Below are 18,749 nucleotides of genomic sequence, written 5' to 3'. Positions count from 1 at the left end.
GTCTGATGGAATGAAGCTGATCGACCGAGTCTCGGCCATCAACTGGAACCGCGTTCAAGACGACAAGGACGCCGAGGTCTGGGAACGTCTCACCGGCAACTTCTGGTTGCCGGAGAAGGTTCCGGTGTCCAACGACATCCCGTCGTGGGGCACGCTGAACGCCCACGAGAAGCAGCTGACGATGCGGGTCTTCACCGGCCTGACACTGCTGGACACCATCCAGGGCACCGTCGGCGCGGTGAGCCTGATCCCCGATGCGATCACGCCGCACGAAGAGGCCGTCTACACCAACATCGCGTTCATGGAGTCGGTGCACGCCAAGAGCTACAGCAACATCTTCTCCACGCTGTGCTCGACGGTGGAGATCGACGAGGCGTTCCGCTGGTCGGAGGAGAACGCCAACCTGCAGCGCAAGGCCGAGATCGTGATGAACTTCTACAAGGGCGACGACGCCCTCAAGCGCAAGGTGGCCTCGACGCTGTTGGAGAGCTTCCTGTTCTACTCCGGCTTCTACCTGCCGATGTACTGGAGTAGCCGCGCCAAGCTCACCAACACCGCGGACATGATCCGGCTGATCATCCGCGACGAGGCCGTGCACGGCTACTACATCGGCTACAAGTACCAGAAGGGTCTGGCGGGCGAGGACGAGGCCCGCAAGGCCGAGCTCAAGGACTACACCTACGAGCTGTTGTTCGAGCTCTACGACAACGAGGTCGAGTACACCCAGGACCTCTACGACGGGGTGGGCCTCACCGAGGACGTCAAGAAGTTCCTGCGGTACAACGCGAACAAGGCCCTGATGAACCTCGGTTACGAGGCGCTGTTCCCGAAGGACGAGACGGACGTCAACCCGGCGATCCTCTCGGCTCTGTCACCCAACGCCGACGAGAATCACGACTTCTTCTCCGGGTCCGGGTCGTCCTACGTCATCGGCAAGGCCGTCAACACCGAAGACGCGGACTGGGACTTCTAAGGCTCGTCGGTAAGACTGGATGGCGTGACCCACGCCTTCAACGACACACTGCGCCTGCACGATCCGGAGTACCGCGGCTTCGCGAGTGACAACTACGCGGGCATCCACCCCGAGGTGCTCGCCGCCATCGCGGCGGCGAACGAGGGGCACCAGGTCGCGTACGGCGACGACCTGTACACCGCTCGCCTGCAGGAGGTCATGGCCGAGCACTTCGGTGCGGATGTCGAAGCGTTCCCCGTCTTCAACGGTACCGGGGCGAACGTGCTCGGTCTGCAGTCGATGCTGCCGCGCTGGGGTGCGGTGATCTGCACGCAGACCGCGCACGTCCACACCGACGAGAACGCCGCTCCCGAGCGCGTCGCCGGGCTGAAGCTGCTGACCGTCCCGACCCCGGACGGCAAGCTCACTCCCGAACTCGTCGACCGCGAGGCATGGGGCTGGGGGGACGAGCACCGGGCCCAGCCGCTCGCGGTGTCGATCACGCAGACAACCGAACTCGGCACCGCGTACACCGCCGCCGAGATCAGGGCCATCGCCGACCACGCGCACGAGCACGGAATGACCCTGCACATGGACGGCGCCAGGGTGTCGAACGCGGCCGCCCACCTCGGCGCGAAGCTGCGCGAGTTCACCACCGATGCCGGAGTCGACGTGCTGTCGTTCGGAGGAACGAAGAACGGTCTGATGTTCGGTGAGGCCGTGGTGGTGCTGAACCCCGCGGCCTCCGACGGCCTGACGTACCTGCGCAAGTTCAACATGCAGCTGGAGAGCAAGATGCGCTTCGTCTCCGCTCAGCTGATCGCCATCCTGAGCGATGACCTGTACCTGCGTTCCGCTGGGCACGCGAACGCGATGGCCACCCGACTCCGCGACGCCGTGGAGGGACTCCCCGGCCTGACGATCTCGCAGAAGACGCAGTCCAACGCCGTCTTTGCGATCCTTCCTCCCGGCGTGGCCGACAGGCTCCGCCAGAACTTCCGCTTCTACGACTGGGATCCGGCGACCAGCGAGGTGCGCTGGATGTGTGCTTTCGACACGACCGAGGCCGACGTCGACGCGTTCGCGGCGGCGCTGCGCGAGGAACTCGGAGCGGTCACCACGGCCTGACATCTCCGGCCTGAAGTCGCGACAGGACTCCTAGACCTCTGCCACCACGAAGTGCTCGGCGCCCGGCGGGCGGAGTCCGTCGGCGCGCCCGGCGAAGTAGCGCTGCACCAGGTCGGCCGGGCTGACGTGGTGCACCGCCGAGAATCCCGCGTCGTGGCACATGGCGAGCATCTCCTCCGGCGCGTAGTGGCTGATGAACGGCGTCCCCGAGGCGCCCGCACGCTGTTCTACGTCGGCCTGGATCGATCGTTCGGCGTCGTCGACGAGATCGAGCGGCAGCATGAACGTCATCGCGACAACGGATCGAGGTGCCAGTGCCGTCAGCTGCCGCAACGTGGCTTCCGTCGCCTCCCTGGTCAGGTACATGCTGACTCCGGTGGACGAGATGACCGCTGGGAGGTCGGTGTCGAAACCGCTAGCTCGCAAGGCATCCCACCACGACTCACCACTTTCGAAGTCGACCGGTACGAAGGTCGGTGCGGCCAGGCCCTCCTCGTTCAAACGCCGCCGTTTCCACGCCTGGGTGCCCGTTTGGTCCACCTCGTAGACGTGGAGTGTGTCGGCCAGCTCCGGGTGGCGCTGGGCGAAGGTGTCCAGTCCGGCGCCGAGAATCACGTACTGCGCGACGCCCGAGGATGCGCGTTCGGACACCAGGTCGTCGACGAAGCGGGCGCGCGCGACGATCGACGCGCGAAAGCTCGCGGTGCCTCGTGCGTGCATGTCGCCGCGGGCCCGCCAGTCCGGGTCCGGTTGGGCGAGTCGCAGGCCGACGTCGTCGACGATCACGTGGGGCGGGTCGTCCACCTCGAGATGCAGTGCGCGCCACAGCGCAACGCGGACGGCGGTGCTGTCGGGCTCTTCGATGCCGTGCATCTCGCCAGAATGCCAGCCCAAGTGTGAATCTCACGACGAATCCGGGGGGTCCGGAACGTCGTGAGATTCACACTCGCGGGGGAGGGCGACGTGTCAGGCCTCGGCACGCTCGTGGGTCTCCTCCATCACCGTGCGTCCGATCTCGGCGTAGATGGCCGGCTTGGCCGAGCGCAGCCACACCGCGTAGATCAACCCGATCAGGAACGCCGCGAGGATCATGTACGGGGCCACCTTGAACACGTCCGACTTCGCCGCCAGCCCGGCCGCGAACTCGCGGTTGTCCCATAGCAGCCACACCACGTAGAGCATCGCCACGCCACCGATCAGCGGGCAGACCAGGGTGGTGATGACGTTGCCGCGGTGAGTCTTTCGTACCCAGAAGTACCAGATCACCGCCGCCGAGCAGATGGCCTGAACCAGCAGGATCGCCGCGGTGCCGATGAGTGCCAGCAGTCCGTAGACGTTGACGTACGGCACCAGGGTCGGCGTGTCGACCGGGGTGCCGTTGGCGTCGGGCACCTGCACGGCGGTGAAGACCGCGAACGTCAGCACGATCAGCAGGGTGATCACACTCTGGATCGTCGACGCGATCCAGGGCGAGCCGTGCTTGGGATGGGTGCTGCCGATCGTCGACTTCACCTTCTCCGACGGGATCTCGCGACCCAGTGCGAACAGGTAACGCGACGCGGCATTGTGGAAAGCCAGTGCGCAGGCGAAGGATCCGATGACGAGCAGGGCCTTGTAGACGTCGAGGATCACACCGCCGAGGTTGGAGTTGACCAGCCCGAAGAAGAGGTCGAGCGGTGACGCGCTGATCGACGTCTCGACGGACGCCTTGGCGCCGTTGCCTGCGATGACCATCGCCGAGATGAACGTGTAGAAGAGACCGAGTCCCACCACTGCGATGATGGTCGCCCTCGGGATGATCTTCTTCGGATTGCGGGACTCCTCGCCGTAGACGGCGGTGGTCTCGAAGCCGACCCACGACCAGAAGGCGAAGAACAGGCCGATGGCCATGGACCCTGCGGCGGCCGCCGTGCCGAACGCCCCGGCGGGCAGGCCCTCGAACGCGTTGTTGAGCAGAACGGTCTGATTCAGCATGAAGCCGTCGGGTCCGCCACCGGAGAAGATCACCGAGAAGGCCAGCGCGAAGAGGATGAGCACTTCCGCGGTAAGGGTGACGCCGAGGATCGCCGCCGTCAGGCTGATGTCGAAGTAGCACAGCAGCGCGATGGCCACGATCGCGACGATGGCGATCACCAGCCACGGGACGTTCACACCGAAGATCGTGTTGAGGGCGTCATTGGCGAAGTACGCGCAACCGCCGATCAGCGAGCCTTCGAAGACGACGTAGGCGAAGGTGGCGAGCACGCCGCTGGCCATTCCCCACACCTGGCCGAGGCCGTGGGAGATGAAGCCGTAGAACGCCCCGGTGGTGGTGATGTGCCTGGCCATCGCCACGTAGCCGAGTGCGAACAGGGTCAGGATGATCGTCGCGAACAGGAAACCGGCAGGCGCGCCAAGTCCGTTGCCGAATCCGACGGCGATCGGTGTGTTGCCGGTCATCGCGGTGATCGGTGCCGCGTTGGCCACCGCCATGAAGATGACGGCGACCATCCCGATCGACCCCTTCTTCAGGCCGGTCGACGGGGTGGGGGAAGTCTCGACAGCTGCGGATTCAGCACTCACGCAGGCCTCCTGGGGGCGAATTGGGAAGCAGAAGTGGACCGCGAGGCCGCAGTCCGTTGCTGAGCGTCGCATCCGCAATGCGATCCCTCAACTCGAGCAGCGATGTTCCCAGCGAGTTCGGAGGTGGCGGGGATTTCGCGCAACCTCGACACTGGCGAGGTGACGATCACCTCGCTACTGACGTCGATCCTGAACTGGCTCCGGGAGGGCTATCCCGAGGGCGTGCCGGGCCCCGACCGTGTTCCACTGCTCGCGCTGCTGCGTGCCACGCCGCTGACGGAGGACCAGATCAAGGAGGTGGTGCGGAACCTCACCGCCGACGACTCGCCTGCGCTGACCGACGGCGAGATCAAGGTCGACGAGATCGAGGCGTTCATCACCGACGTGACACACCACGACGCGGGTCCGGAGAACGTCCGGCGGGTGGCGGCCAGGCTCGCCGCAGCGGGCTGGCCCCTATCGGGGTTCACGGATCGCCCAGACGACGAAGCGGCCCAGGCTCCCGGGGAACCCCCCGAGAAGACCTGAGCCGCTCGTACGTTGGAATTACCGCGTGGCGCTTACAGCGTCGCGGTGTCGATGACGAAGCGGTACCGCACGTCACTGGCGAGCACGCGCTCGTAGGCCTCGTTGACGTAATCCGCGGAGATGACCTCGATCTCGGGTGTGACGTCGTGCTCGGCGCAGAAGTCGAGCATCTCCTGGGTCTCCGGGATGCCGCCGATCATCGAGCCGGACAGGTTGCGTCGGTAGGCCCCGAGTGGGAAGAACGGAACGACCAGCGGCTGTTCTGGCGCGCCCAGCTCGACAAGGGTGCCGTCGGTGGCGAGGAGGCCGATGTACGCGCCCATGTCCAGATTTGCCGACACCGTGTTGAGGATCAGATCGAACTTTCCTGCCAACTTGGTGAAGGTGTCCGGGTCGCTGGTGGCGTAGTACTCGTTCGCGCCGAGACGCAGGCCGTCCTCCATCTTCTTCAGCGACTGGCTGAGCACGGTCACTTCGGCGCCCATCGCGTGCGCGATCTTGACGCCCACGTGGCCGAGGCCGCCGAGGCCGATGATGGCGACCTTCTTGCCGGGACCGGCGCCCCAGTGGTGCAGGGGTGAGTACAGGGTGATCCCGGCGCAGAGCAGGGGAGCGGCCTTGTCCAGCGGGATGCTGTCGGGGATGTTCAGCACGTAGTTCTCGTCCACGACCGTGGCCTGGCTGTAGCCGCCGTAGGTCGGAGTGCCGTCCTTGCCGGTGGCGTTGTAGGTGCCGATCATGCCGCCCTCGCCGGTGCAGTACTGCTGCAGACCGGCCTTGCAGTTGTCGCACTCACGACAGGAGTCGACGAAGCAGCCGACGCCGACGTGGTCGCCGACCTTGAACTTGGTGACCTCGGAGCCAACCTCGGTGACGACACCGGCGAGCTCGTGACCGGCGACGACGGGGTAATTGGGCTGGCCCCACTCGGCCTTGACGGTGTGGATGTCGGAGTGGCAGATGCCTGCGAACTTGATGTCGAACGCGACGTCGTGGGGGCCGACGTCACGGCGCTCGATGGTGGTCTTGGTCAGTGGAGCGGTCGCGGACGTGGCAGCGATCGCGGAAACGGTTGTCGTCATCTCTTCTTCGTACCCTCTTCTTTGCGTGCGAACTCTTCGCCAAAAGCTTAGCGAAGGTAATTAATCGGGCGCAGCGTCGCGCCTCGAGCAGTGCCAACGGGTACCGGCGCCGGATTAGTCCCGAACACCGGCCAACACCAGGTTAGAGGCCTGGGCCGCGGAGTGTGGCGTTGAAGCTCGTCCGGTCGTAGCGCACCAGGCCCGCCAGCTGATACGGATCCGACGCGGTCATCTCGTCGGCCTCTTCGGCGCTGATGTCGCCGGTGATCAGGATCCCGCCGTCGCCGCCCTCCGGGCGCCCGGCCAGGATGAGGTGGCCGGAGTCGACCCGAGCCCTTACCCAGTCGACGTGCGCGGGACGCGCCTCGTCGATCGCGTCCAGAGGTGCGACATAGGTGATCGTCAGGACGTGGAACACGGTCGTGACACTAGTCGAGGCCGGCTACGGCTGCTCTGGCACTGCGGGGCCCGAGCCGAAAAGGCCATGGCGGCCAATGCCTTTCGGTACGGTTCCCTGATGAGTGAGCGACCACGGGTCACCCGTCTGGTGATGTACAAGCACGGCGTCGGGTATCTGGAGCGCAGCGGTCCGGTCGACGGCGACTTCGATCTCTCGTTCCGGGGTAGCGACATGAACGACGTCCTCAAGTCACTGGCGGTCGGGGTCGCCCGCGGGACGGCAACCATCGGTGCAGTCGCCTTCGAGTCTCCGTCCGACCCGGATGCCACGCTCGCCGAGCGGAACCTTCTGCTGACGCCTGGGCGCACGCTGACCGAACTGCTCACAGCCCTCCGCGGCCGCACCGTGGAGATCTCCGCCGAGGGCCGCACCCACCGCGGCGAGGTGATCGGCATCGACGAGACGGCCGGCGGCACGGCGGGACCGCGGCGGCACCTGGTACTTCGCACCGAGGGCGGCTCGATCAGCCTCGTCGACCTCGCGGATGCGCGCGGTCTCGAACTGGTCGAGGAGCCGTCCCGCGAGGACCTCGACTATCTGATCGACCGGTCACGTGCCGCGAACGCCGGCGAGAACCGGACGGTGCGCGTGCAGGTGACGGGCGCCGCCGAGGACATCAGAGTGTCCTACGTCGTGCCGGCCCCGGTGTGGCGGGTGTCATACCGGCTGATCTGTGACGACGCAGCGGTCACCCTGTTCGCGATGGCGATCGTCCACAACCCGGTCGACGAGGACCTCGACGACGTGGAGCTGACCTTGACCACGGGCCAGCCGGTGTCCTTCGACATCGACCTCTATCACGCGAAGTGGGTGGACAGGAAGGTCGTCGAGGAGATGGACCGCTCGGGTTCTGCCCCGACGGCGTACGAACCGGGGGTGGGATCGGTATCGGCCATGCCGTCGCCCGCCATGATGCGTGGCGGCGGGCCCGCGTCGAAATACTCGGCCGAGATGCTGGCGGCCGATTCCTACGGCGACGACTTCGCCGACGTGGGGGACCGCGGCGAACACTTTGAATATCGGGTGAGCGCCCCGGTCTCGTTGAAGCGCGGCGCAGCCTCGATGGTGCCGCTGGTCGTGACCCGGTTGGAGGACGCCCGCAGGGAGCGCATCTGGCGCGATGGCTCCGGCTCGGCGCCAGACATCGTCCTGGCCTTCGGCAATTCGGCGGGCGTGGTCCTCGAGGAGGGGCCTGCCGTGGTCTACGACGACGGAAGCTATGCCGGCGAGGCGATGGTGCCCTACACCGCGCGCGGCGCCGACCTGCGGCTGGCGTTCGCCAAGGACCTCGCCCTGCGGTGTCGTCAGACGACGGTCACGGACGCCCTCACCACCAGGGTCCGGCTGGGGCGGGACGCGCTGATCGAGGAAGTCCGCCACGACGAGACCCATACGCTCAGGGCGGATGGCGACGGCGACTCGGCCGTCAGCGTCATCTTCGAGTTGAATCGCAGGCCACGCTATGAACTGCGCTCGGCTGACGACTCGGCGCAACCCTTCCAGCAGACCGCGACGCACCACCGATTCGAGGTGGACGTGCCGGCGCACGGGTCGGCGGAGCTGACGGTCCGCGAGTCGCGGCGGGTGCAACAGAGGACCGACTACCAATCGTTGACTCCGGACCGGTTGCAGCGGTGGCTCTCTCAGCGACTGCTCGATGACGCGACCTTCCGGGAGCTCTCGGGCGTCCTCGCGCACTGGGAGCAGGCGCAGCGACTGGAGGACGATCGCGAGCGACTCGACGCGGAACGCACCGAGGCGTTCGAGGCCCAGACGCGCATTGCCGAGCAACTCGAGGTTCTGCGGGACACCGGACCGGAAGGCGACGTCCGCCAGCGCACCGTCGCGCAGCTTGTCGCGCTACAGGACCTGGCGGCCGCCCTGGACGTGGAGATTCGGGCCAACCGCGATGCGGTGGACGCCGAACGGCGGGCCGCCACCGAGGAACTGCGAGCGGTGATCGGCGAAGCCGGCTGAATATCTGTCACATGACAGACACACGCGTCGCGTGTTGTTAACGAGAGACGCGCGATCGGTTACACCGCGGCAACCACTGCCGGGCTCGCGGCGCGAAAACTGTCATCTGACAGAAATCAATCGGCCGATTGCGTGCCGCGAGTCCGGGAGCGGCAGTGACCAGCGATGTGACGAGCGGCAGCGCGACCGCCGCGACCCCAACGACCGCCACCACCGCGGGAGCGAAGGCACACGCTCGGGCCCAGCACGGGGGCAGCGCCGACTTCATGCGCCACGTGCCGGCACCGTCCAGTCCAACCGTGCCCGACGGGACGACGGCCGAGGGGCTGGTGTGGTCGGAAACCGTTGCGCCAGGCGGATACACCACCGCAGTTCTGGCCAGGGGCACGCGCATCCGGCTGACCGACCCCGACGGCGACGCTTGCGCGCACCTGCTGTTGCACCGCGCCGACGCGCCCCACGAACGACTCAACGTCGCCGACACGGTGAAGGTCCCGTGGCAGGCCTACGTCGGGACGGGCCACCCGCTGCTGAGCGGGTTCGGTCGCGTCCTGGCGACGGTCGTCGACGACACGTCGACCGCGCACGACGCACTCGCCGGAACCACGACGCGGGCGGGTAACGAGGCCAAGTACGGGTCGGGCGCGCCGGAGTCGCCGTCGCCCGCAGGGCGCGAACTCCTCCTTCTCGGTGCTCTCAAACACGGTCTCGGGCAGCGTGATCTGCCGCCGTCGCTGTCGTTCTTCCAAGGGGTTCGGGTGAGCCCCGATGGCGCATTCCGATTTCAGGGGTCAGCGGGCCCGGGCCGAAGTGTCGACCTCCTGCTGCACGTCGACGCGATCGTCCTGCTGGCCAACACGGCCCACCCGCTGGACCCACGACCCGAGTTCACCTGCTCGCCCCTGCTCGTGCACGCCTGGCGCGCCTTGACGGATCTCGACCTGCTGACGGCGGGCGACCTCGTCGGACCTCTTGGCCCCGAACACGTTCAGGCCGTGGCGAACACCGACGCCGATCTCACCGCCCGAGGAGTCCTGTGACCGTCCCCGCCCTCGTTCCCGGCGCCCTCGTCCTCGACCAGAACGTGGCCGCCCGGGCACCCTGGTCCGCGGTGGTCGCCGCGGGCGACGTCCTGACGATCGTCGACCTCGCAGGCAACCAGGCCGTCGACTGCCTTCTCTACTCGGCCGTCGACACCACGGTCCGCTACTCGGCGCAGGAGACCATCGCGCGGCAGGGTCGGATCACGCTGACCACCGGGTCGGTGCTGCGGGCCGATACCGGGTTGGAGCTGATGACGGTCGTTGCCGACGAAGTCGGCATCCACGACACGCTCGGCGGCGCGTGCTCGAAGGAGTCCAACACTCTGCGCTACGGCCAGCACACCCGCGCCCAGCACGGATGCATGGAGAACTTCCTACTGGAGGGCGCCCGCCACGGGCTTGGCGCGCGGGACCTCGCGAGCAACATCAACTGGTTCATGAACGTGCCCGTCGACCCCGACGGTGCGCTCGGGATCGTCGATGGACTGTCGGCGCCGGGCAAGCGGGTGGCGCTGCGCGCCGAGATCGACACCCTCGTCCTGGTCTCGAACTGCCCGCAGATCAACAACCCCTGCAACGCCTTCGATCCGACTCCGGTCCGCATGATCGTGACGCGCCCGGGTGAGGCGGCATGACCGAGACCGCACTCATCGCCAACCGCGGCGAGATCGCCGTCCGCCTCGTCCGCTCGGCTCGACTGCTCGGGATGCGCACGGTGGCGGTGTTCTCCGACGCCGACCGCGGTGCGCCGCACGTGCGGCTCGCCGACGAGGCCGTCAGATTGGGGCCTGCCGCTCCGAGTGAGAGCTACCTGCGGGTCGATGCGATTCTCGCCGCCGCCGCGAGCACCGGCGCGGACATGGTCCATCCCGGTTACGGATTCCTTTCAGAAGACGCCGAATTCGCGTCTGCCGTCGAGGCGGCGGGGTTGGCGTTCGTTGGTCCGACCCCACATCAGCTGCGCGTCTTCGGGACCAAGCACACCGCAAGGGCTGCGGCCAGGGCCGCAGGGGTCCCCGTCTTCGCGGGCTCGGACCTGTTGGCCGACGAGGCGGCGGCGATGGCCGCAGCCGAGGAGATCGGCTTTCCCGTCATGCTCAAGGCGACTGGCGGTGGCGGGGGCATCGGCATGCAGGTCTGCCGGGACGCCGCCGATCTGAGTTCGGCGTTCGGCCGCGTCTCGCGGCTGGCCCAGCGCAGCTTCGGCTCGGCGGGCGTGTTCGTCGAACGGTTCGTCGACCACGCGCGCCACGTCGAGGTGCAGATCTTCGGCGACGGAGGCGGGCGCGTGGTCTCCCTCGGTGACCGCGACTGCTCGCTGCAGCGCCGCAACCAGAAGGTCATCGAGGAGGCCCCGGCACCGGCTCTGCCGGATTCGGCTCGGGAGCAACTGCATTCGTCGTCCCGCGCACTGGCCGCCGCCGTCGGATATCGCTCCGCCGGTACCGTCGAGTTCGTCTACGACCCACGCCGGGAGGAAGCGTCGTTCCTCGAGGTCAACGCGCGACTGCAGGTCGAGCATCCGGTCACCGAGGCGGTCACCGGCATCGACCTGGCCGCGTGGATGTTCCGGCTCGCCCGCGGCGAGAACGACTTGTTGGCAACACATCTGGCGCCGGGGGAGGCCACCGGTGCCGTACCGGTCCGGGGCCATTCCGTCGAGGCGAGGGTGTACGCCGAGGACCCGTCGCGCGACTACCGTCCGAGCACGGGGACCCTGGTCGCCGTCGAGTTCCCAACAGGTCCCGACGTGCGCGTCGACACCTGGGTCGAAACGGGCACCGAGGTGTCGGCTTCCTACGACCCGCTGCTGGCCAAGGTCATCACTCTCGGGGCCGACCGTGACGAGGCGTTCGACCGGCTCGGGCGGGCGCTGGACGCCACCGTCATACACGGCATCGAGGTGAACGTCGGAATGCTGCGGGCCGCAACGATATTGGACGACGTGCGCGCGGCACGGCACAGCACTTCGACGCTCGCCGACGTCGTCGACCCCCGCCCGCGGATCGAAGTCGACCGGCCAGGTCTGCAGACGACGGTGCAGGACCTGCCAGGCCGGGTCGGGCTGTGGGACGTCGGCGTCCCGCCGAGTGGCCCGATGGACGACCTGTCGTTCCGACTCGGCAACCGCGCGCTTGGCAACCCGGAAGGGGCCCCGGGACTGGAGTGCACCGCATCCGGCCCTGCGCTGCGAGTCACGGACGAGACCACCTTCTGCGTCACCGGCGCAGAGTGCCTGGTGACGGTGGACGGGGCGCCCGCACCGATGTGGGAGTCGATCGTGGTCCCGGCCGGCGGCGTGCTGGACGTCGGTGCGGCCGAGACCGCCGGGCTGCGGACCTACGTGCTGGTCGCGGGCGGCTTCGACGTGCCGACCTACCTGGGCAGCGCATCGACGTTCACCCTCGGGCGCTTCGGTGGCCACGGCGGCCGCCCACTCGTCACGGGCGACGTCCTGCGCGCGGGGACGTCCACCCCGCTGCAGCCGGGCACTGCGGTACCGCCCGGGCTGCGACCGGCGATGCCGTCGGAGTGGGAACTCGCGGTCACCGAGGGACCCCACGGTGCTCCGGAGTTCTTCACCCGCAACGACATCGACACGCTCTTCAGCGCCGGCTACGTCGTGCACTTCAACTCGGCCCGCACCGGGGTTCGCCTCGAGGGGCCGAGGCCGAAGTGGGCCCGTCCCGACGGCGGTGAGGCGGGTCTGCATCCGTCGAACATCCACGACAACGCCTATTCCGTTGGCGCGCTCGACTTCACCGGCGACACCCCGATCCTGTTGGGCCCCGACGGTCCCAGCCTCGGTGGCTTCGTGTGTCCGGTCACGGTCGTCGCCGCTGACCGGTGGAAGCTCGGGCAGCTGCGGCCAGGCGACACGGTGCGGTTCGTGCCGATCCGCACCGTCGACGCGCCGTCGCGGTCCGAGCTTGGCGTCGCTCGCCGGGCGGCGTCACCCGTCGTCCCCAGGAGTGCACGCGACGGCGACGACGGCGTACTGGCCCGTCGGGCCGGGGACGGCGCTCCGTCGGTCACGTATCGGCGCAGCGGTGACGACAACGTGCTCGTCGAGTACGGCGACATGGTCCTCGACCTCGCCCTCCGCGCGCGCGTGCACGCGCTTCACGAGCGGCTCGCCGCGCTGCGGGTCGGCACCGTGTCGGGAATCCTCGATCTGACGCCGGGAATCAGATCGCTGCAGGTGCACGTGGACCCCGACGCGCTGCCGATCGACCGGCTGCTCGGCCTCCTGTCCGAGCTGGAGGACGACCTTCCCGCCACCGCGGAACTCGTCGTGCCGAGCCGTTCGGTCCGGCTGCCACTCAGTTGGGACGACCCCGCAACGCGCGAGGCGATCGCGCGCTACACCTCCGGCGTCCGCGACGACGCCCCGTGGTGCCCGTCCAACATCGAGTTCATCCGCCGGGTCAACGGCCTGGCGACCCAGGACGACGTCATGGACACGGTGTTCTCGGCGGAGTACCTGACCCTCGGCCTCGGTGACGTCTACCTGGGCGCACCCGTCGCTACCCCGCTCGATCCGCGGCACCGATTGGTGACCACCAAGTACAACCCGGCCCGCACGTGGACAGCGGAGAACTCGGTCGGCATCGGCGGTGCGTATCTGTGCATCTACGGCATGGAGGGACCCGGCGGTTACCAGTTCGTCGGGCGCACGACGCAGGTGTGGAGCCGGTACCGACACAGCCCCCCGTTCGAGCCCGAAAGCCCTTGGCTGCTGCGCTTCTTCGACCGCATCTCCTGGTACCCCGTCACGGCCGACGAGTTACTCGACCTGCGGGCCGACCTGGCCGCGGGCAGGGGATCGGTCGACATCACCCCTGGCACCTTCTCACTCGCCGAGCAGATGCGCTTCCTTGCCGACAACGCCGCATCGATCGAGGAATTCCGGGGGCAGCAGAGCGCGGCCTTCGCGGCCGAGCGCGCGGCGTGGGCGGCGGCGGGCGAGTTCGACCGTGCCGAGCGGGCGGAGTCACGGGTCGCCGTCACGAAAACCGACCTTGTCCTCGACGACGGCGAACAACGCGTCGACGCACCGTTCTCGTCGAGTGTGTGGAAGGTCGACGTCGCGGTCGGCGATCTGGTGGTCGCAGGCCAGGCGCTGCTTGCGCTCGAGGCGATGAAGATGGAGACGATCATGACCGCACCGTCCGATGGCGTCGTCACACACGTCCTCGTCGAGGCAGGCAACCAGGTCGATCCCGGCACCCCACTGGTCGTGGTCGGTCACGGTGGCGTGGCATCCGACGAGCGCGACGTCACGGGAGTGCCGGCGTGAACGCCCCCGAAGGCGAGCGCGAGTGAGGATCGCAGCGAGGTACGAGCGAGGACCGGAGCGAGGGGGAGTCGAGGCATGAACGCCGTGGAGCGCGTCCGCGCGACGTACGCGGCGATCGAGGCCGTCGAGCGTCCGGAGATCTGGATCTTCTTGCGTCCCATGGCCGAAGCGCTCGTCGACGCGGAGGCCGTCGACGCCGCCGTGCTGGCGGGCGCCGACCTTCCGCTCGCGGGCCTGACGGCGGCGGTGAAGAACAACGTGGACGGCGCGGGTCTGCCGACCACCGCGGGATGCCCGACGTATGCGACGACGCCTGCGCCCGCCGACGCCACCGTCGTCGCGCGGTTGCGCGCTGCCGGCGCCGTGGTGATCGGCGCGACCAACCTCGACCAGTTCGCCACCGGGCTGGTCGGCACGCGCAGTCCACACGGCGCGGTGCGGGATGCCCGGCGGCCCGACCACGTCTCCGGCGGATCGAGCGCGGGGTCGGCCGTCGCCGTCGCGCTCGGCCTCGTCGACGTGGCGATCGGCACCGACACCGCGGGGTCGGGCCGCGTGCCCGCCGCGCTGCAGGGCATCGTCGGGATCAAGCCCACCTACGGCGTGGTGCCCACCGACGGCGTCGTCCCGGCCTGCCGGTCGTATGACTGCGTGACGGTCTTCGCCCGCGACCTCGACACCGCAGACGCGGCGATGGGCGTCATGGCGGGCGGCGCGCGGCCGTTCCCGCCCGATGCACCGCTGTCCGCGCCCGAGGCGCCCCTGGTGGCGATCCCGCGCGAGCTGCATGGGCTGTCGGCGCAGTGGCAGGTGGCGTTCCGCGCCGCGTGCGCCCGCCTCGAACGGCATGGCGCGACCCTGCGCGAGATCGACTTCGCGCCGTTCCTCGAGGCCGCGCGCCTGCTCTACGACGGTGGCCTGGTGGCCGAACGCCACGAGGCGGTCGGCGCGTTCGTCGACGCGCACCTGGCCGAGGTCGATCCGGTCGTCGGGGCGATCATCTCGGCGGCGGGCGAGGTCCCGGCCACCCGGCTGCTGCGGGACCGCCGTCGACTCGCGGAGCTGACGCAGGCCGCGCTGGCCGAGCTCGGTGACTGCGACGCGCTGCTGATCCCCACCACCACCGAACACCCGAGCATCGCAGAGGTCGCGGCCGAACCCGTGGCAGTGAACTCACGACTCGGGACGTACACCAACTTCTGCAATCTGATGGACATGTGTGCGGTGGCCGTCCCGTCCGGGACCGTCGGTGACGCGGAATTCGGGGTCTCGGTGGTCGCGAGATCCGGTGCCGACGCCGTCGCCATCGACGTGGCGCGACTGGTCACGACGCCGACGCCGTCCGTCGCACGCCATGGCGCCGCGTCGCTCGAGGACCGCTCGACCCGCCGATGCAAGCAGGCGCCGTGGCCGACGCGCGCAGGCGCGGACGCCACCCCGCTGCTGGTGGTGGGAGCGCATCTGCGCGGCCAACCGCTGGCCTTTCAGCTCGAGGAGCGTGGCGCCCGGTGGGCAGGCCAGGCGTCCACCGCGCCGCTCTACCGACTGGCGAGCCTGGACACCACACCACCGAAACCGGGTCTGGTCCGCGTCGGCAGCGAGGAGGGCACCGCCATCGGCGGCGAGCTGTGGCTGGTGGGCACCGCGATGCTCGGCGACTTCCTCGCAGCACTGCCCGCACCGATGTCGCTGGGCCGGGTCACCCTCTCAGACGGGACCGAGGTGGTCGGGTTCGGCTGCGCGCTCGACGCGTGGCGGGCCGGCGGTGACATCTCCCACCACGGCGACTGGCCCACCTACCTGCGGTACGTGGCGTCCGCCTCCTCGGATGCGACCCGGGTGTAGTGCTGGACTTCCTGCCTGGTGCGGTCCCGGAGAGCGGGTGTCTCGTGGTCGGGAATGCCGAGCACGCGCATACAGGCGTCGGCCACGTGGACCGGCAACTCGGCGCGCTCGGGTCCAGGGGGCACGGACCACATGTTCACCAGCGACTCGACCAGCCGGAACGGCAGATCGGCTGCAGCCTCGTTGACGCCGGTCTGGTCGAGGACGGCCTGGCTCAGTGCGAGATAGTGCAGGCGCAGCCGTTCACGATCCGACCAGAACGGTTCGAGCCGGGCGTCGCGGAGCTCGGGCAGCAGGTAGAGGGCGCCGAGGTTCCATCGGCCGGTGAGGAGCTGGTCGCCGTCGAACGCGGCGAGGGCGTGCAGGTGCTCGGCCGCGCTCAAGGCTGGCTCGGCGCCGAGCAGGTTCGGGATGAAGGACAGCGTGGGGCTCACGGTCTGGCCGAGCAGCGTGCACAGGATGTCGTCCTTGGTCTTGAAGTAGTGGTACAGCGACGCCTGACGGATGCCGACCGATTCCGCGATGGATCTGGTGGACGTGCCCGCGTAACCGAGGGTGGTGAACAATTCGCCTGCGGCGTCCAGGATTTCGTCACGTGCGGTGACGCCGGGGCGCCGTTGGTCGTGGTGGCGGGGTCGTCCGGCCCGTGCGAGCGGCATGATCCCATCGTGGACCATGACCGGCAGGAAATGGTCATGTCCGTCTGTTTCTGTCACACGACAGAAACCTGCGATACGCATCGGTTACGTGCGCCGTCAATTGGTTACGCCAGCGACACCCATCGGGTCGGTGCGGCCGGAAAACTGTCAACTGACAGGCCAATCGCACACGGGCGTGCCCGGCCTCGCTGACCTCGACATACTCCGGGAGCATTCCGATGGGCTTTGCTTTTTCAGAAGGCGCGGTGGTTTCAGAGGACGCTGCTGTTTCCGAAGACGCAGCCGTATCCGTGGCCGACGCTCCGGCGGGGACCGCCGCGGCCCGTCGGGCCCAGGATCCCGTGGCGACCGTCGGCGACCTGCGCGTGACGTTCCGGCGCAACGGTCACGACGTGCAGGCGCTGCGCGGGGTGTCACTCGCCATCGCACCGGGTGAGATCCTGGGTCTCGTCGGTGAATCCGGTTCCGGCAAGAGCGTTCTCGGGTTCAGCCTGCTTGGCCTGCTGCCCGAGCACGCCAAGATCGACGGCACGGTGACGGTGGCAGGCTCCGACATGGTCGGTGGTGACGCCAAGGCCCTGCGAAGAGTCCGTCGCCTCGACCTCGGCGCGGTGTTCCAGGATCCGATGACCTCGCTCAACCCCACCATGCGGATCGGCAAGCAGGTCGAGGAGGCGGCGGGCAGTGCCGCCGAGGCGCTGCGCCTCCTCACCGCGGTCGGCATCCCCGAACCCAAGCGGCGAATGCGAGCCTTCCCCCACGAACTCTCCGGAGGTCTTCGGCAACGCGTGATGATCGCGATCGCGATCGCGGGCGATCCCGACCTCATCATCGCCGACGAGCCGACGACGGCCCTCGACGTCACCGTCCAGGCTCAGGTGCTGCGTCTGCTGGGAAGGCTGCGCGACGAGATCGGGTGCAGCATCGTCTTCATCACCCACGACCTCGGCGTCGCCGCGCAGATCTCGGATCGCATCGCGGTGCTCTACGCGGGCCGGATCGCTGAAATCGGCCCGACCGGCGCCGTTCTCGGCACGCCCGCCCATCCGTACACCCACGGCCTGTTGCGGTCGCGGCTCACACTGCACACCGCGCGGGACCGCAGGCTGGCCGCGCTCGCCGGGTCGGTGCCCAGCGCGGTGTCGCCGCTGCCGGGATGTGCGTTCGTACCGAGGTGTGCACTCGTAGGAGACGACTGTGCGACGGCGCCACCCGAGCCGGTGGCGGTCGCGGCCGACCGCACTAGTGCGTGCATCCTGCCATTGCGGGAGGTCGCCAACGGCCTCGGCGGCAAGTCGACGAACACCGAGGAGCCCTTCTCCGAACCCGTCGGCGACGGTACCGAACTGCCCCCCTCGGTGGTTCTGCGCGACGTCACGAAGACGTTCGTGGTGGCCAAGCGCTGGCTGGACAGGTCGTCGGCCGGACACGGCAAACTCCAGGCGCTGCGCGGGGTTTCACTGCGGGTCGGCCACGGCGAGTCGGTGGCGCTCGTCGGCGAGAGCGGCTCTGGCAAGTCGACGCTGTTGCGCACGATCGCCGGCCTGGAGAAGCCGACCTCCGGCGCAGTGCACCTCGTCGACGGCCAACGTCCTCAGATGGTGTTCCAGGATGCCGGCGCCTCGCTGACGCCGTGGCTGTCTGTCGGTGAGCTGATTACCGAGCGGCTTCGGAGCACGGCCATGTCGCGCGCCGAGCGTCGCGACGCCGTGGCAGAGGTTCTGCTGCGCGTCGGCCTACCCGCGGACGTCGCGAAGTCGCGTGCCGGGCAACTGTCGGGTGGGCAGCGGCAACGGGTTTCGCTGGCACGCGCCACCGTGGTGCCGCCGTCGGTACTTCTCTGCGACGAACCCACCAGTGCGCTCGACGTCTCTCTGGCCGCCTCGGTGCTCAACCTGATCGGGGATCTGCGGCGCACCCTGGACATGTCGGTCGTCTTCGTGACCCACGACCTGTCGGTGGCCCGCGTGGTCGCCGACCGGGTCGCCGTGATGTACCTGGGGCGCATCGTCGAGGTCGGGCCCGCCGAGCAGGTCATCGGGAACCCGGCGCATCCCTACACGCAGGCCCTCGTCGATTCGATCCCCGACCTGGGCCGCGAATCCCGGCCGCTGCCAGGCGAACCCGCGAGCCCACTGTCGCCACCGTCGGGGTGCGCGTTCCATCCTCGCTGCGAGATCGCCGTCGACGCGTGCGGCGGCTCACAACTGGAC

Annotated in this window: 14 protein-coding genes; 9 read left to right on the top strand and 5 right to left on the bottom strand. The window is 68.6% G+C overall.

The genetic code is table 11. The annotated features are described in order from the left end of the window. The first annotated feature begins 10 nt into the window (after positions 1-10). Both nrdF and ACRDUX_RS21625 read left to right on the top strand, forming a co-directional pair. Positions 11-973, top strand: a complete 963-nt coding sequence (nrdF, locus tag ACRDUX_RS21630) for a class 1b ribonucleoside-diphosphate reductase subunit beta (RefSeq protein ID WP_526416345.1) — start codon at positions 11-13, stop codon at positions 971-973. A gap of 24 nt (positions 974-997) precedes the next feature. After that, positions 998-2,080, top strand: a complete 1,083-nt coding sequence (locus ACRDUX_RS21625) for a threonine aldolase family protein (RefSeq protein ID WP_526416341.1) — start codon at positions 998-1,000, stop codon at positions 2,078-2,080. A 30-nt stretch (positions 2,081-2,110) separates the two neighbouring features. Here the strand turns inward: ACRDUX_RS21625 and ACRDUX_RS21620 are convergent, their stop codons facing one another. Then, positions 2,111-2,953: a class I SAM-dependent methyltransferase gene (locus ACRDUX_RS21620; RefSeq protein ID WP_526416339.1), complete on the bottom strand. Its 843-nt coding sequence runs from the start codon at positions 2,951-2,953 to the stop codon at positions 2,111-2,113. Positions 2,954-3,046: 93 nt separating this feature from the next. After that, positions 3,047-4,642 carry an amino acid permease gene (locus tag ACRDUX_RS21615; protein WP_526416337.1) on the bottom strand — a complete coding sequence of 532 codons (1,596 nt, stop codon included), beginning with the start codon at positions 4,640-4,642 and terminating at the stop codon, positions 3,047-3,049. A 159-nt stretch (positions 4,643-4,801) separates the two neighbouring features. On the opposite strand from ACRDUX_RS21615, the gene ACRDUX_RS21610 reads away from it, so the two are divergent. After that, entirely contained in the window at positions 4,802-5,170 is a 369-nt protein-coding gene (locus ACRDUX_RS21610) for a DUF3349 domain-containing protein (protein WP_526416343.1), read from the top strand. A 32-nt stretch (positions 5,171-5,202) separates the two neighbouring features. On the opposite strand, the gene ACRDUX_RS21605 is transcribed toward ACRDUX_RS21610, so the two are convergent. Both ACRDUX_RS21605 and ACRDUX_RS21600 read right to left on the bottom strand, forming a co-directional pair. Further along, on the bottom strand, positions 5,203-6,252 hold the full coding sequence (locus ACRDUX_RS21605) for an NAD(P)-dependent alcohol dehydrogenase (RefSeq protein ID WP_526416335.1): 1,050 nt from the start codon (positions 6,250-6,252) through the stop codon (positions 5,203-5,205). 142 nt (positions 6,253-6,394) lie between these two features. Next, a complete protein-coding gene (locus ACRDUX_RS21600) occupies positions 6,395-6,670 on the bottom strand; it encodes a YciI family protein (protein ID WP_526416333.1) in 276 nt (91 codons plus the stop codon). A gap of 99 nt (positions 6,671-6,769) precedes the next feature. On the opposite strand from ACRDUX_RS21600, the gene ACRDUX_RS21595 reads away from it, so the two are divergent. The 5 genes from ACRDUX_RS21595 (at position 6,770) to atzF (ending at position 15,877) form a co-directional block, all read left to right on the top strand. After that, on the top strand, positions 6,770-8,689 hold the full coding sequence (locus ACRDUX_RS21595; protein ID WP_526416331.1) for a hypothetical protein: 1,920 nt from the start codon (positions 6,770-6,772) through the stop codon (positions 8,687-8,689). 155 nt (positions 8,690-8,844) lie between these two features. Next, entirely contained in the window at positions 8,845-9,729 is an 885-nt protein-coding gene (locus tag ACRDUX_RS21590; RefSeq protein ID WP_526416329.1) for an urea amidolyase associated protein UAAP1, read from the top strand. Continuing rightward, positions 9,726-10,367 (top strand): urea amidolyase associated protein UAAP2, encoded by a 642-nt coding sequence (locus ACRDUX_RS21585; protein ID WP_526416327.1) that lies wholly within the window; start codon positions 9,726-9,728, stop codon positions 10,365-10,367. Before ACRDUX_RS21590 ends, ACRDUX_RS21585 begins: the two co-directional genes overlap by 4 nt. Beyond that, entirely contained in the window at positions 10,364-14,032 is a 3,669-nt protein-coding gene (uca, locus tag ACRDUX_RS21580) for an urea carboxylase (RefSeq protein ID WP_526416325.1), read from the top strand. The genes ACRDUX_RS21585 and uca overlap by 4 nt, the downstream gene beginning before the upstream one ends. Before the next feature lie 75 nt (positions 14,033-14,107). Continuing rightward, positions 14,108-15,877: an allophanate hydrolase gene (gene atzF, locus ACRDUX_RS21575; RefSeq protein WP_526416323.1), complete on the top strand. Its 1,770-nt coding sequence runs from the start codon at positions 14,108-14,110 to the stop codon at positions 15,875-15,877. Here atzF and ACRDUX_RS21570 read toward each other — a convergent pair. Continuing rightward, entirely contained in the window at positions 15,829-16,536 is a 708-nt protein-coding gene (locus ACRDUX_RS21570) for a TetR/AcrR family transcriptional regulator (protein ID WP_526416321.1), read from the bottom strand. The genes atzF and ACRDUX_RS21570 overlap by 49 nt on opposite strands. A gap of 245 nt (positions 16,537-16,781) precedes the next feature. Here ACRDUX_RS21570 and ACRDUX_RS21565 point away from each other — a divergent pair. Continuing rightward, positions 16,782-18,749 (top strand): dipeptide ABC transporter ATP-binding protein (locus ACRDUX_RS21565; RefSeq protein WP_526416319.1); only part of this gene is annotated, 1,968 nt, incomplete at its 3' end.

It is taken from the genome of Mycobacterium sp. (assembly GCF_050701675.1).
GTDB lineage: Bacteria > Actinomycetota > Actinomycetes > Mycobacteriales > Mycobacteriaceae > Mycobacterium.
Note: the sequence above shows the minus strand (reverse complement) of the source record. Positions and strands in the feature narration are given on the sequence as shown.